We start from the raw sequence: 14,527 nt of genomic DNA, 5'->3' as shown, positions 1-14,527 counted from the left end.
TTTTATTACCTTTAGCCTGCTAATAACCATTGATTTAGCCTGCTTTAAAAATGATGAAAAAATTTTCGCTTTTTTTATTCACATTCAACATTCTTATCCCAAAGTATAAAAGAATAACCGTGAAAACAGGAGCTCGTTTTCTTCTGTTCAGCTGCCTTTTGATGATGTATTCTTGTTGCAGAGATGAAAAATTTGTAATCCATAAAATTGCCAATATATCTTTTAGTTTACCCGAATCATTTGTTGTTAAAAAAGAACCTGCCGAAGATTCTCAGGTGTTTAGTATCAATATTGGAAATAAGCATCTCGGATATGTTTATTATGGTGATTATAAACCTTTTGAAGAGGATAATTATATGGTTGTTTCAGAACCCGAAATTTTTGAAAAATTTAAGAGTAATATTGAGCTTAATGCTTATTTGTCAGATAATTCCGATAGAGATTACAGAAATGGAATTTATAATGTAAATTATTACTACTACGATACCATCAATCGGCACAGAGCTCAGATTATGCTGCCTAAGAAAATGGATAAAGGATCTATCGGTGTTCATTTTGATAGTGTAGATGTTCACAAAAATAAGATGGCAATTATTATTAATGATTTGAGTGAAGAGAATAAAGAGCTGTTTTTAAAAATCTTTAACACCATTAAATTCAATCCGTAAAATACTATCAAAATTCAAAATTAATTGTAAATGAAGTTTAAAATATTTGTATTCATACTATTGTTATTGGGATCTTTTTTTATAGTAAAAGTTTTTCTGTTAGACTTTTCTTTAAATAAGCATGAAGTTCATATTATTGATAAGTATTTTGTAGTAGATATTAACGGAGAATATAATCTAATGCGTAAAGAAGAACATGGATATAGTTTAATAGTTTCAAGTGTTTTAGATGTATATATAAAACAAGATGAAATTATTACCATATCAAGTTTAGAAGGAAATAAATTCATAAACAATAATTATAAAAATAAATATTCAACTCCTAAAAATATTCACTATTATCATGTAAAACAATACAAGGTACAAGAGGTCAGTAAAGGACAATTTTTAAAACAAAAAGAAGTGTATAATTTGGTATGGCAAATAGAATAAATAATAGATATAATGAAAGATATTTTAGAATTTAAAATTATAATTCATGAAAATCAGTCAGAGACTCTGGTCGTCTGTTTCATTGCTTTTATTTTTCTATTATTGGTTTTTGAATATTAATGTTTTTTAATTAGGAAAAATGAACAGAAATAGAGAGTTGATAATCATATTTGTTATTATTACTTTAGTATTCTTATACAAATTGATATTTTCTTCAAAAAACAAAGGTAGTTTTTTAGATGAGATTAGAGATAAAGATATAAAATCAATGGTTAGCAAAAAGTATATTAATTCTGATAATCACAATATACCATTCTTGGTATATGGCAATAAAGATAGTATAGTGGTTTATAGAGATTGGTGGGATAAGGTTTCTGTTGGAGATTCGATACTAAAACCAAAAGGCTCTTTAGAGATAGTTATTAAAAACTCTGATAAAATTGAAAAATTTGATTATGAAGATAAATTTGGGTTAGACAATTAATAGTTTTTAATTTAGTATCCTCTGCTCCTCAAAGTCTCCCAACTTTGAGGCAAAAAAATCAAATAACTTAATTCAATATTAAAAAAAACCTCGCAAAACGCGAGGTTTTTTAATTAAACAAGCCCCACTAATTCCTATATTTGCTCCATGAAACGATTAATGCTGCTGTACGTACTTTTCCCTGTATTCCTATTCTCACAGACTACCGGAAAAGTGATCAAAATTTCAGACGGAGATACCATTACTTTACTGTTAAAAGGAAACCAGCAAAAAAAAATCAGGCTGGCTGAAGTCGATTGTCCGGAAAGTGGACAGGCGTTCGGGAAAAATGCAAAACAGTTTACTTCTGCTCAGGTATTCGGGAAAACGGTAAGTTTTGTAGAAACCACTACAGACCGCTATGGAAGGTCTATTGCGAAAGTATATTATGATGACGGGAAATACCTTTCCAAAGAGCTTATCAAAGCTGGAATGGGATGGTGGTATTACTCCTATTCCAAAGATGATTCTTTAGGGAAACTGCAGGAAACTGCAAAGCTTAAAAGGATGGGGCTTTGGCAGGATAGTAATGCTCTCGCTCCCTGGGATTACCGTAAAATGAAACGTGAGCTTAGAAATAATAAGAAAATTGAAGCTGCTAAGAACGGAACAAAAGTAAAAGCAGTAGCGTAAATATTAGGTAAGGAAGCGTGAAGATGGGAAAGGGAAGTCTATCATTCATTGATAGGTCTGCTAGTAACTTCCATCCTCAAGCTTCCATCTTTTTATCCCCCTTTCTTTTTTATAAAAATATAAAAGCTTGTGGCCATAAAGATGAAAATAGCTGCAATATTACAGTAATCCAGCCTTTCAAATACAATATTTTCATTCATAAAATTCAACATCGATTTGTAACCTCCGGTATAAATCAGGAAATCAGAAAATTCTCTTTCATTAACGATCGTAGAAAATAGCAGCATGAATACTCCAAAGCCAATAGGATAAATAAAATTTTTGAAAAGAAGGCTCAAAGTCAGCTGTACCATAGAGATCGCAGAAAGCGTAATGAAAAACTTCAGAAAGGTATAAAATATTACTTCTCTGAAATCATAATTCTGAAAACCCAGCTGTGGGAAAGCAATACTGAGTAAATATCCGCTTAAGAGTAATGCCAGATATGAAAAAAGAACAGACAGGAAAACTGTAATTTGGATAAATAAAGCCTTCGAGAAAAATATTTTAGTCTTGGAAACAGGAAGTGTAAACAGAATTTTATAATTATTATTCCGGTATTCCACATCACAGCAGGCCTGTACAAAAAGAGAAACAAGAATAGGAAACAGCAGATAAAAAAACATAAATACAGTTCTTCCCAATGAAGCTTTCCATGGATTTATTGTTCCCTCAGACTCTTGAATTCCGGAGCGCAGTACATCATAGGAAATGTACAAATCAACGGCAAAAATGATCAAAACCGGGATCAGCAGAATTCCGAAAATCTCTTTGTTCTTGGAGAGCTTGTACTGCTCTGATGAAAAGGCCTTAAAAAAAGTATTGGTATTAGTCATGTTTTTTAGCAATTAAATTAATGAAGATCTGTTCAAGATTGGTGCTTTGAGATTCTATGTCATAGATCTCAATTCCATTCTGGATCAACGTTGTGAGAAGTCCGTTGAATTCTTTATCATCATTGATTCTTACAGAAATTTTGTTTGTATTATTCAGCGTTGCGGAAAAAGTGCCCTGGAGCAGAGATAATGCTTTTTCAACAGGATTAACTTTTAAAGCAACTTCTTTTTCCACTTTGCTTAGAAGATCATTTTTTGTTCCCTGGAAAATCATTTGTCCCCCTTCTATAATTCCGATGTGGGTCGCCGTTTTTTCAAGCTCGCTCAGAATATGGCTCGAAAGGAAAATGGTTTTTCCCAGCTCATTCAGATGCTGGAAGAGTTTTCTCATTTCAAAGATTCCCTGAGGATCAAGTCCGTTGAGAGGTTCATCCAGAATCAGAAGTTTCGGGTCATGAAAAATAGCCATTGCAATTCCAAGACGCTGTTTCATTCCCATAGACAGGGCGCTTGCCTTCTTTTTCTTTTCGTTAAGAAGATCTACCAGTTCCAGAACCTCATCAATCCTTTTGTTTCCTTTACCATAGATAATGTCCAGGTATTTTAAGTTTTCAGAAACAGTGAGCTTGGTATAAAAACAAGGAGATTCAATCAGGTTTCCTGTGTTGGCGAGAGTTTCTGTTCTATTCTGCTTTAAGCTTTTATTTTGAATGAAAATATTGTCACCTGATGATTCCAGAAGTCCCAAAAGGAGTTTGATCGTGGTCGATTTTCCTGCTCCGTTTCTTCCCAGATAGCCATAAATACTGCCTTCGGGAATATTGAGGTTGATATTGTTCAGAATGGTTTTAGAACCTATGGTATAGCTGAGATTTTTAGTAGTGATGCTTTCCATTATTCGATGGGTGTTAAAGAAGTATTGGTGTCTATATAAAATATTCCGTCAAAAAACCGGCTCCAGACTTTTTTCTGATCTGTTCCCTGGTTGATGGTGGATACAAACTCTTTCTTCAGTACGGAACTTTCCGGGATATTTCTGAGATTGATAAAAAAATAAGGGGTCTTCGTTGCGTGAAATGTATTTTCGATGGCAAGTTTTCCCGGTTTATCTACTAATGTTCTGGTTTTATTGTATTTGGCGTAGGATGAAAAATCAATCATATAAGAAGCCTTTCCGTATTTACTTTTGATATAAGCGCCCAAAGGCAAATAATCTTTGCTGTACCGGCTTGCAAAAGTGTGTAAATTTGCACACCAGACAATCAATTTTTGTCCTTGATAAACGGAGTCAATCTGATGAATAAGGTTTTTAGCCATCAAAGAATCTCTGAACTGCATACTCTGCATAGATCCGGATTTGTATTTCCATATCTTATCGAAATTGTTCCTCATGTCATGTAAATACCGTGCATACATAATGTTTTCAGGATCTTTTTTCAATTTTGAAACCACATGTTCCAGTCTGCTGATTTCCTCCAGAATATCCTTTTTCTGATTGCCGGGTAAGTTTTTACTGGCAAACCCTTTGTACATAAAATTAGAGATCTGATTAAGGTTCTTGTTTAAAAGAGGAAATGGCTTAAGCTCAATCGAATTTTTGCTTAAAAAATCCTTCAGCAGCTTACCGCGTTTTTCATAGAGTTCATCTCCGGAAAACTGAATATCAAACCCGCCCAGTTCTATCGGATGAGCTGAAGTTTTAGTTGTTTGATAATAACTGATCAAAGGCTGGGTTTCCTTATTATTCCACCAAAAATCAAAAAGTCCCGTTCCTCCTATAGAAGCTGAGGGAATTTTCAGATTGTGGTTCTTCATTTCTTCATTCATCATCCATGTATCGTATTGTCCTGCTTCATAGAGCACAACATTATACCCCATATTCTCATGAAGATATTTAATGAGCCTGCTTTTGGCCTGCATGGTAGCTCCGTCATAATGGATGTTTTCTCCCAGCATTAGAATCCTGTTCTCTTGAAGCACAGAGTCCAGAACCTTCAGATCGCTATTGTCCGGATAGATCATAGAAATGCTTTTTATGGGATGTTTGTACCGCTGGACGTCGTTCAGGAGTTCCTGTTTTTCTTTTTCGGGAATATCTTTAAAAACAATTTTATTCAGGATTAAAACTGCAATGACAGAAATTATAAAAGTGTAAAGTATTTTTTTCATCCATTCAAAATTACCCAGTTGCTAAATGTATATTCACTTTGTTATTTGGTTTTAAATTTAATAAAAAACAAAAGATTTATATGAAAACTGTTTATTCTTTGGTCGAAAATAATGCCATGCGAAAAATGATGTCAATTCGTCTTGTTTTTCCTGGTTCCGGGAAATATATAAGTCTGATGATGGATTAAAAAATAAAAAACTGTCTCAAAAAAATGAGACAGTCTCTTTAAACAAAAAGTATTACAATCCTGATAAGGAAGTTGTATCTGATTTAATTCCTGTTTTTTACCAGAATCCATCCAGTATAGGAAACAAGCTTTTGGGTATCCGGATCCATCCACTTTATTTCATACCAGTAAGTACCACTGTTCACGGGAGTACCGCCGATGGTACCATCCCATTTTAAATTATTATTCTTATCAGAAGAATGAATGAGCTGTCCGTATCGGTTGAAAATACCAAACTTCAGATCTTTCAAAAATCCAAGCTCAGAATAATCCAGGGTGTCATTGATGCCGTCACTGTTAGGAGTAATGGCATTAATAAGATTCGGAACCAGGATCTGAGTCTCTACAGGAGTACAGTTGCTGGAATCTTTCACATAAAAAATATTTTTACCTCTTGGAAGACCAGTGAATACATTAGAATTCTGCCATATTATTCCATCCCTTGAATACTGATATGGAGGTGTGCCGCCCTCTACAGTGAGGGTAACCGTATTTCCTGTAGTTTCTATCTTCTTGATTTTGGGAATGGGAACAGACATTACTTTTACAAACTGTTTCGTTTCACATCCGTTGGAAGTCAGGATTACCCAATAACTACCTATGGAAGCAATGATAGAAGGTGTCGTTGCTCCTGTACTCCATAAATAAGAGGTATAACCCGGCCCGGCATCCAGTGTGGTTCTTGCATCAGGACATATATACTGATCCACTAAAAGAGGAGAGGGCTTGGGTGGAATTACCGTTAAAGTAATTTGGGCGAAATCAAAACAGCCATTACCCGTAATTACCTTCACATAAACTGTTGTATTTGGAGAAATATAAGCAGTAGGAGAGGTTATTTCATTCGTTCCATTAGTGGCATCTGTAAGAGTAGGATAATATCTCTTCGTCACAGGAGTAGTGGTAGTGACAAGAGCAGTAGTCAGATCAAAAGTTCCTGTATTAGGATTGCTTGGAACAAAACATCCGTTAAGAGTTGCGTTCTGCACATTTGGAGCTGGATAAAACTGAAGGGTTATTTTAGCATTTGCCGTACAGCCTTCAACAGTGGTTACCTTTACAAACACTGTGGCAGGAACTGCTGATAGATAGGCATTGGCAGGAGTAATTTCATTGGTTCCGGCATTTAAATCTGCCATGGTAGGATAATATTTTCTGATGGCATTGGCCGGTCCTCCTACAGCAGCTGTCGTAAGATCGAAAATACCCGTTCCGTTGGTCTCGCAGGTTTTTACGGTAGTATCCGTTAAAATCAGAGGCTGAACGGTTACATTTACTTTTACCTGTTCACAATCTGTAAAGTCAGGATCATTTCCACAGAATTTATAAGTGAAAGTATCTGTGGCAGTTCCTGCATTGGCTGTATAGGTAAGAATTCCAGTTGTTGGGTTTATCGTTAAAGTGCCGTTGGCAGGTGGGGTAATAATCTGCACCGTCCCAGGTACCGGAGTCTGTGTAGAATTGGAGAATGCAGGAGTGATGGTAGTAGGTGTACCGGCACTGCAGACATTCATTGGTTTTACGGTATTGACAAGACAGCTGTATACCTTGTAAGGATAAGTTGTAAGAGGAGTACACGTGCTTTTCGTGATGGATACTGTATAATTTCCTGCCTGAGTAGGAGTGTAGGTATTACCGTTAGCTCCCGGAATAGGATTTCCATTGAGGTTCCATTGATAATGATCAAAGCCGCTTTCTACTTCTAAAGTAATTCCCGGAACACATTCGCCTGCAGATTTACTGATCACCGGAATTGAATTGAAGCCTGCAAAATATCCTCCGTAGCCAAGATTTCCACTACCTCCTATAATACCGGCTGTAACTGCTTTGGTAGAAGTCACTGTAACATTTCCAGAGATATTGGGAATTGAGTATGAAACCCAGTTTGGAGTTCCGGAGACAGGGAAAGGTCCTTCTGCTGCGGTAGGAGTTACTCCGTTTACTGTTACTCCGGCTCCTGTTTGGGTAAGAATATTAAGCTTTACAAAAAGCGGTGGATTGAAAGTTGTATAATAAGGAAGTTCTCCTATTTTTCCTATTTCATCAATAACAGTAGGAAGAAAACAGTTAAGAGGCGGTATATAATTGAACCCTTCCGTAGCATCATTGTCTGCAATACCTGATAACAATTGATAGACATAGACATTCTTTGAAGCTTTGATGTACATATTGTGATGAGAAGGCCCATTGAGTACATAATTCATTGCACTTACCCTGTAATACTGCCCTTCGTTGAGCGTTATCACAGGTGTTGGGTTGTTGTTAAGCCTGATCTCTGTATTGTTTTCTGTAGCGACAACAATAGCTCCCTCAATTTCAGGAATAAGATTTCCCATTCCTTTAATAAGCACAAACTCCTGACCTAAACGTTCTACCGGAACAGACTGATCCATGATAATATCCTCGCCGTTATAAGGAGGTGTCATTCCAAACTGACCATGATAATTTCCATTGGTCACAGATACAGGTTTGGTAGCTTCAATTTTAGCACCGATAAACCCGTCTTTGTTGCCCGGTTTATTGGCAAATCCGGCAAAAATATAGGATTGTCCTTTATTCAGGGTGATTGTAATACTGGGATGGGTAAGTCCGTTAAAATTATTATAGAACCATGTTGTCATACCATATCCCGAAACTTTGATCTGGGTATTGTCTTCTGTTGCCAGAATACCGCAGGAAAAATTTTGCGAAGGCTGATTGTTCATCAATGGGGCGTATACAGCATAAAACTTATTACCAATTCCGGCTTTTCCCTTGGAAGTCAGAATTTCTCCATGATTGATTTCCGAAAACCTGTATGCGGCAAAAAAAGGAAGATCTCCGTGAAGATAAAGTCCTCTTGTTTTTACACTCATCGCATCGGTAGTATTTTGTCCTATCATCAGATTCATCGGGACATCAAATGTTTGTGGATTTCCTTTGCTGATAGTCACTGTTCCTATCACCGTATTGTTATTGTAAATACTGACAGGGAAAGGAGTATTGCTGTCTGTGGAAAGATATAATGCCTGTTTGGGTGAGCCGTTCGAAGAACTCGCGATCATAGGTGCAAACCAATGGTCTGTATCCCTTTGTGCACAAACAGATGATGAGACAAATAGTAATATAAAGATAAATAAGATCCTTTTCATAAGCTTTAAGGAAGATTAGATTAAATAAGGCATGCAGCTTTTCATGAAAGCAAGCTTTGTTACAATTGATTGATTGTGTTTAGATTAATCTTTAATTTTTCAGTAAGATCCAACCTGTGTATTTGATAATAGCGTCTTTCAGAGCCGGTTCTTTCCAGGTGATTACATACCAGTAAGTTCCTGTGAACAGTTTTTTATTATTGAACATGCCGTCCCATGTATAATTGTTGAAACGTGTGCCTGTAAAAACATTGTTTCCATATCTGTCATGTACTGTAAAGGATAGCGCTTTCTTGTAAGCAAGTTCTGCGTAGGAGATCATATCATTCATGTTGTCTCCATTAGGTGTAATGGCATTGATGATATTGATCACCGTCAGTTCTACCTGTATTGGTTCGCAGTTGTAAGAATCCTTTACATAAAATTTATTCTGACCATTAGGCAGCCCTGTAAATACATTTGAACTTTGCCAGTTGGCTCCATCAGTGGAATATAAATAAGGAGGATTCCCTCCGGTTACAGTAAGTGTTGCCTTATTGTTGTCGAGATCAATTTGCCTGATAACAGCTTCAGGTGCTTTTTTTACAGAAATATGCTGCTTTGTAAAACAATTGTCATGTCCTAAAATCACCCAGTAATCTCCTACACCTGCGTTGGAGATAGAAGAAGTTGTAGCTCCCGTACTCCATTCATACGATTGATAACCCGGACCGGCATCCAGTGTTGTGGTAGAATTAAAACAAATAGACTGATCTTTAAGCAGAGAAGAAGGATGAGGTAATGTAACAGTAAGATTTACTGTTGCAATGGTGAAACATCCTGTTGTATTAACCACCTTAATATATGCTGTTCCGCTGGAAGAAATATAGACAATAGGGTTCGGGATAGCATTGATTCCTGATACTGCATCCTGTTGAGTTTTATAGTATTCTTTGGTAATTCCTGTTTCGCTGGTAACCATTGCCTTGGTTAGGTCAAAACTTCCCTTATCCGGAGCAGCATCTATATAACATGAAGTTAAAGAAGCATTCTGAACTTGTGGGGACGGATTGAATTGAAGACTGATTTTTGCCTGAGCAAAACACCCTTCAGGACTTGATACTTTTACATAAACATCTTTTGGAGCAACAGATACATAGGCATTGGCTGATGTAATTTCATTGGTTCCGGCTGCAAGATCAGCGGGTGTCTGATAATATTTTTTCTGAGCCCCCGCAGGCCCGCCAACATTAGCCGAAGTAAGATCGAAGACTCCTGACCCATTATTGCTACATGCTTTTAATATAGTATTTGCTGTGGTTATTGTCTGTATGGTAATATTTACCTTTACTTGCTCACAGTCTGCAAATTCCGGAACATTTCCGCAGAACTTATAAGTAAATGTATCAATAGTAGCTCCTGTATTAGCTGTATAGGTAAGAATACCAGTTGCAGGATTTACAGTCAGAGTTCCATTGGCTGGTGGAGTAATGATTTGTACGCTGCTTGGTAATATTGTTTGAGAAGAATTGGAAAACACAGGAGTGATCATGGTAGGATTTCCCGTTGAACAAACTGTTAAAGTCTTAGTGGTATTTGTCAAACAGCTGAATGCTTTGTAAACAGGTGTTGTTGCAGGAGGGCACGTTCCTCCTACAGACACTGTTGCAGTATAATTTCCGGCTTGCGTTGGTGTATAATTATTGGTTGTTGCTCCGGGGATAGGTGAGCCGTTGAAATTCCATTGATAGGACACATAGCTGTCATCTACTTCCAGTACCATTCCGGGAATACACTCTCCACTCTTTTTAGAAATGACGGGAATGGAAGAGAATCCGGCAAAATACCCTCCGTATCCTACATTTCCTTCACCTGCAGCAATACCAGCTGTCACCGCTTTAGTAGATTCTACGGTAATATTTCCGGTAACATTCGGGACAGAGTAAGTAACCCAATTAGCATTTCCGGTTACGGGAAACGGTCCCTGTGCAGTTGTTAAAGGCATTCCGTTAACAGTAACTGTAGCTCCTGTTTCAGTGATAATATTCAGTTTGACAGCAGGAGTGATGGCTGTGTAATAAGGTAATACATTGATCATTCCTATTTCATCTATTTTCTTAGGGAGGAAACAGTTGAGAGGAGGAATATAATTGGCACCGATGGTGATTTCAACAAATGACGTTGCTGTTCCCGCCATCAACTGATAAACGTAGACTTTTTTGGTAGTCCGGATGTGCATGTTATAATGTCCGGTACTATTTTGATTCATGTAAGAAGAAGAGCCGATCCGATAGAACTGTCCTTCGTTAAGTGTGACAACCGGATTCACATCATCATTGAGATACACCTGTGTATTATTCTCCGTAGCGGTTACTACAGCACCCTCTACATTTGATGCAATCGGAGCCATGCCTTTAACGAGGACAAAATCATCCCCTAAACGTTCTACCGGTATCGACTGATCCATTAAAATATCACTACCATTGCTGGAGTTGATGATCTGTCCATTAAAATTTCCATTAGTAACTGTTACAGGTTTACTGGACTCAATTTTTGCCCCAATAAAACCATTTTGATTTCCTGTCTGATTTCCTCTGCCTTCAATGATGTAAGATTGTCCTTTATTCAGCGTAAAGGTCATTGAAGGAGAAGACGCTCCCGAATTACCATTGGAAAACTGAACAGAAGAATCATAATTGGAAACAGTTACTACCGTGTTGTCTTCTGTTGCCAGAACCCCACAAGTAAAATTATTGATAGAAGAAGAATTAGAAATAGGTCCATAAGCCACATAAAACTTATTTCCAATTCCTGCCTTTCCCTTAGAGGTAAGAATTTCCCCATGACTTTTGGTAGAAAACCTGAAAGTACAGAAGAAAGGTTTTTCTCCTTTTATATAAAGACCTCGTCCTGTTACCTTAAATACTTCCGATTGAGATCCGGTAATCATATTGTCCATCGGAATATCAAAAGACTGCGGATTTCCTTTACTGATCGTCACAGTTCCAATCACTGTATTATTGTTATAAATAGTGACTGGAAACGGTATCATAGAATCTGTTGACAAAAACAAAGCTTGTTTATTGGAATCATTGGTCCTGGACATCATAGGGGCAAACCAATGTTCAGTATCTCTTTGGGAGTAAAGTTGATTGCTGGCAATGAACAAAAGTAAAATGGCAAAAAGAAATTTTTTGAAGGAAGAAAGGAAATGCTTTGTTGTATCAGAAGCAGGTTTATAAACAGAGTAAAAGTCTTTCATTGAATAAGTTTAAGGGGATAAAAACTGTCATAAAAGCGGTGTGCAAATTTTCACCGCTTTTGATGACAGAGACAACATTTATTTTTTTATTGCTTTTACGGTTTGAGCAGTACCGTCTTTCATGATCATTTTTACTAAATACAGACCTGAAGGCAAATCTCTTAATGAAATGGAAGTATCAAAGTTTTTGATCTCATTTACCACTTTACCTGAAGTATCATAAATGCTTATCAGTTGTATGTTTTTACTGTCAGTAATAGTAATGATATCAGTAAAAGGATTTGGATAGATGCTTGGTTTGGATTTGATAACCGTATCGCTTACCCCCATAGACTGTGTAGGAGCCCATGAAATATTATCCCAATAATACAATGAGTTGCTTGAAGTGGCATAAGTATTACGGATGGCAAGTCTGGCTCCTGCAGGAACAGTAGCCGGAATATCAACAGTATATTCGCTGGTTCCTGTAGCCGGAGTATAAGATGTATTTGTAATATTCAACTGCTGAATCACTGTAAAAGTAGAAGCATCCGTAGGATTCGTTACATACCCTACTTCCAGCTTTCCGGTATTGACACTGCAGTAGGCATTAAATTTCAAAGAATGAGTTCCTGCATTAATATTAGAGAATTCAGGAAGCACAGCAATGGTTACATCATTTGCAGATATGCTGCGTTGTAATATATGTTTTGTTCCGGAAAGCGCTCCGCTTCCGCTAATGTTAAGACTGGCTATTCCTGTTGTAATTTTTCCCCAACATGGAGCATTGGTAAGAAGCCCGGCATTATAAGAGTCAAAATTCTCGGATAAAGTAGTCACAGGCGCACAAAGGGTTAGTACAGATGTAATATTGCTCCATACACTTTGATCTGTAGCGCTGCATCTTGACCTTACCCAGACATAATAGGTTGTTGCAGAATTTAATCCTTGGATGATGTAAGGATTTGATGTTATTCCTGTCAGGTTGGGTGGAGTAGATGAGGTGGGTGGAGTGCTGCTTGTGCTGTAATAAATATCATATCCTAATGCAGGGGCAATGCTTGGGGCTGTCCATGCTGCAGTTACGGTTGCGCTGGTTACATTAGATAAAATGACATTACTTGGAGCGAAACACGTTGGTTTGGGTTCCCAGTACACATTGTCCCAATATATAGCAGTAGCAGGTACACCTCCGTGCCTTACAGCCAATCTTGCTGTAGCCGGAACCGTAGTAGGAATTGTTACATAATATTCATATCCGTCAAATACAGTATTACTGATATTAACAGACTGTATGTTAACAAAAGTAGAAGCATCTGTATCGTTTGTTACATAACCAATGTCTAATACCCCTGCTGTTGTTCCTGTTACTTTTGCCTTAAATCTTAGCCAGTGAGTTCCTGCGTTCACATTGCTAAATGAAGGAAGAACAGCAATTACCATATTGGCAGGACCGTTAGCACTTTGATACATTACTTTTGAGTTGTTAACGCCACTACCAGTACTAATAGCCTGATAGCCTGTTCCTAAAATAATCTTGTCCCAACAGTTTAAGGTGTAGCTTGCACTTGTTGTAGCATTTTCAAAATCTTCAAACATAGTTGTTTGTGGATCACATTTGGTCGTGAAAGTTCCTCTTAAAGACCATGCACTTTTGTCTGTTGAGCTGCAAACAGATCTTACATAATAGTAATAAGTAGTAAATGATGCAAGGCCACTGAGCGGAGCAGAAGTAGAAGTTGTGCTTCCCGATGCAGGAGTAGAAGCATTCGGGACAACATTGGATGAAGAGTAATAGTACTCATAACCATTTCCGGGTATTGCTGTTGGAGGTGTCCAGGAAATTGTTGCTGTATTGGTTGTCAGATTGTTGGATGTAAGTGCTGAAGGAACAAAACATGATGGTGTTGGATCTATCTTCAGGCTGAAATCCACGAAATTACCATAATTATTAGGCCCGCATGGGCTTACCGGATTGGGAAATGAAGTTCCGCTCTGTACTCTGATTCTGTAAATTCCTGCTGCCTGAGATGGAGGAATGTAGAATTGATCATCAACAAATGTATAAGCGGATGGAGTCAGCGGATTTTCATAGAAGTCATCGAAATCCCCATCGGCATTCCAGTCAATCCATACATAAGATTTGACACCTGATCCTGCAAAGTCCAGGTGAACATTCACTGTTCCTCCCGGATAAGATGTTACAATCTGGCTTGATGAATTATCAGTATAAGCCTGATATGCTGTAGCATTATAATACAATGCCCCCTGATCAGAGAATGTCGCATTTTTCAGATAATTGTTTTGGCTGGTCGCACCCGCAGTAGGTATGCAATAGGTCTGAGCGTTCAGATGATAAACCGAAAAGAGGAAAATCATCCATAATAAGTAATGTTTTCTCATTTTATTTCTATTTTTTAAGGGTTGATATACCCGCTTTATTGTCAGATTTTGAGCGGTAGAATTAATTGTTGCAGTACGTTTTTCTAACTTCTTTTCCTACATCAATGAATATTGATCCATTGAATTGTATCTTAAAAATCATATCTTAGATGATTGTAAGATTATCTTTAATTTTTTATAATGATAATGCTTAATACGTGTGATGGTTTCATTGAAATTTGAGAATAAGTCTAATATTTTGAATCG

The 14,527-nt window shown here is 37.1% G+C and carries 10 protein-coding genes; 4 read left to right on the top strand and 6 right to left on the bottom strand.

Going from position 1 to position 14,527, the window contains the following annotated elements:
* The first annotated feature begins 50 nt into the window (after positions 1–50).
* The 4 genes from SFA27_RS17785 to SFA27_RS17770 all read left to right on the top strand — a co-directional run bounded on the left by SFA27_RS17785 (position 51) and on the right by SFA27_RS17770 (position 2,256).
* On the top strand, positions 51–668 hold the full coding sequence (locus tag SFA27_RS17785) for a hypothetical protein (RefSeq protein WP_407293987.1): 618 nt from the start codon (positions 51–53) through the stop codon (positions 666–668).
* 30 nt (positions 669–698) lie between these two features.
* Positions 699–1,100 carry a hypothetical protein gene (locus SFA27_RS17780; protein ID WP_407293985.1) on the top strand — a complete coding sequence of 134 codons (402 nt, stop codon included), beginning with the start codon at positions 699–701 and terminating at the stop codon, positions 1,098–1,100.
* 139 nt (positions 1,101–1,239) lie between these two features.
* Positions 1,240–1,584: a hypothetical protein gene (locus SFA27_RS17775; protein WP_407293982.1), complete on the top strand. Its 345-nt coding sequence runs from the start codon at positions 1,240–1,242 to the stop codon at positions 1,582–1,584.
* A gap of 147 nt (positions 1,585–1,731) precedes the next feature.
* Entirely contained in the window at positions 1,732–2,256 is a 525-nt protein-coding gene (locus SFA27_RS17770; protein WP_407293980.1) for a thermonuclease family protein, read from the top strand.
* A gap of 92 nt (positions 2,257–2,348) precedes the next feature.
* Here SFA27_RS17770 and SFA27_RS17765 read toward each other — a convergent pair whose 3' ends face one another.
* The 6 genes from SFA27_RS17765 to SFA27_RS17740 all read right to left on the bottom strand — a co-directional run bounded on the left by SFA27_RS17765 (position 2,349) and on the right by SFA27_RS17740 (position 14,281).
* Positions 2,349–3,131: an ABC transporter permease gene (locus tag SFA27_RS17765; RefSeq protein WP_407293978.1), complete on the bottom strand. Its 783-nt coding sequence runs from the start codon at positions 3,129–3,131 to the stop codon at positions 2,349–2,351.
* The gene (locus SFA27_RS17760; protein WP_264518651.1) at positions 3,124–4,026 is read right to left on the bottom strand and encodes an ABC transporter ATP-binding protein; all 903 of its coding nucleotides are present in this window, start codon (positions 4,024–4,026) and stop codon (positions 3,124–3,126) included. Before SFA27_RS17760 ends, SFA27_RS17765 begins: the two co-directional genes overlap by 8 nt.
* Entirely contained in the window at positions 4,026–5,300 is a 1,275-nt protein-coding gene (locus SFA27_RS17755; RefSeq protein ID WP_407293975.1) for an erythromycin esterase family protein, read from the bottom strand. Before SFA27_RS17755 ends, SFA27_RS17760 begins: the two co-directional genes overlap by 1 nt.
* A 271-nt stretch (positions 5,301–5,571) precedes the next feature.
* Positions 5,572–8,658, bottom strand: a complete 3,087-nt coding sequence (locus SFA27_RS17750) for a T9SS type B sorting domain-containing protein (protein WP_407293972.1) — start codon at positions 8,656–8,658, stop codon at positions 5,572–5,574.
* 91 nt (positions 8,659–8,749) lie between these two features.
* Positions 8,750–11,899, bottom strand: coding sequence for a T9SS type B sorting domain-containing protein (locus SFA27_RS17745; protein WP_407293970.1), 3,150 nt, complete (start codon positions 11,897–11,899; stop codon positions 8,750–8,752).
* Positions 11,900–11,977: 78 nt separating this feature from the next.
* A complete protein-coding gene (locus SFA27_RS17740) occupies positions 11,978–14,281 on the bottom strand; it encodes a fibronectin type III domain-containing protein (protein WP_407293967.1) in 2,304 nt (767 codons plus the stop codon).
* Between the last annotated feature and the right edge of the window lie 246 nt (positions 14,282–14,527).

The sequence above is a fragment of the Chryseobacterium sp. HR92 genome (genome assembly GCF_045689405.1).
Taxonomy (GTDB): domain Bacteria; phylum Bacteroidota; class Bacteroidia; order Flavobacteriales; family Weeksellaceae; genus Chryseobacterium; species Chryseobacterium viscerum_A.
This window is presented reverse-complemented; position numbering and strand designations above follow the sequence as displayed.

Bases quoted from the DNA above. Each gene is read 5' to 3' on its own strand.
- SFA27_RS17785 (WP_407293987.1), top strand. From the start codon at position 51: ATGATGAAAAAATTTTCGCTTTTTTTATTCACATTCAACATTCTTATC.
- SFA27_RS17780 (WP_407293985.1), top strand. From the start codon at position 699: ATGAAGTTTAAAATATTTGTATTCATACTATTGTTATTGGGATCTTTT.
- SFA27_RS17775 (WP_407293982.1), top strand. From the start codon at position 1,240: ATGAACAGAAATAGAGAGTTGATAATCATATTTGTTATTATTACTTTA.
- SFA27_RS17770 (WP_407293980.1), top strand. From the start codon at position 1,732: ATGAAACGATTAATGCTGCTGTACGTACTTTTCCCTGTATTCCTATTC.
- SFA27_RS17765 (WP_407293978.1), bottom strand. From the start codon at position 3,131: ATGACTAATACCAATACTTTTTTTAAGGCCTTTTCATCAGAGCAGTAC.
- SFA27_RS17760 (WP_264518651.1), bottom strand. From the start codon at position 4,026: ATGGAAAGCATCACTACTAAAAATCTCAGCTATACCATAGGTTCTAAA.
- SFA27_RS17755 (WP_407293975.1), bottom strand. From the start codon at position 5,300: ATGAAAAAAATACTTTACACTTTTATAATTTCTGTCATTGCAGTTTTA.
- SFA27_RS17750 (WP_407293972.1), bottom strand. From the start codon at position 8,658: ATGAAAAGGATCTTATTTATCTTTATATTACTATTTGTCTCATCATCT.
- SFA27_RS17745 (WP_407293970.1), bottom strand. From the start codon at position 11,899: ATGAAAGACTTTTACTCTGTTTATAAACCTGCTTCTGATACAACAAAG.
- SFA27_RS17740 (WP_407293967.1), bottom strand. From the start codon at position 14,281: ATGAGAAAACATTACTTATTATGGATGATTTTCCTCTTTTCGGTTTAT.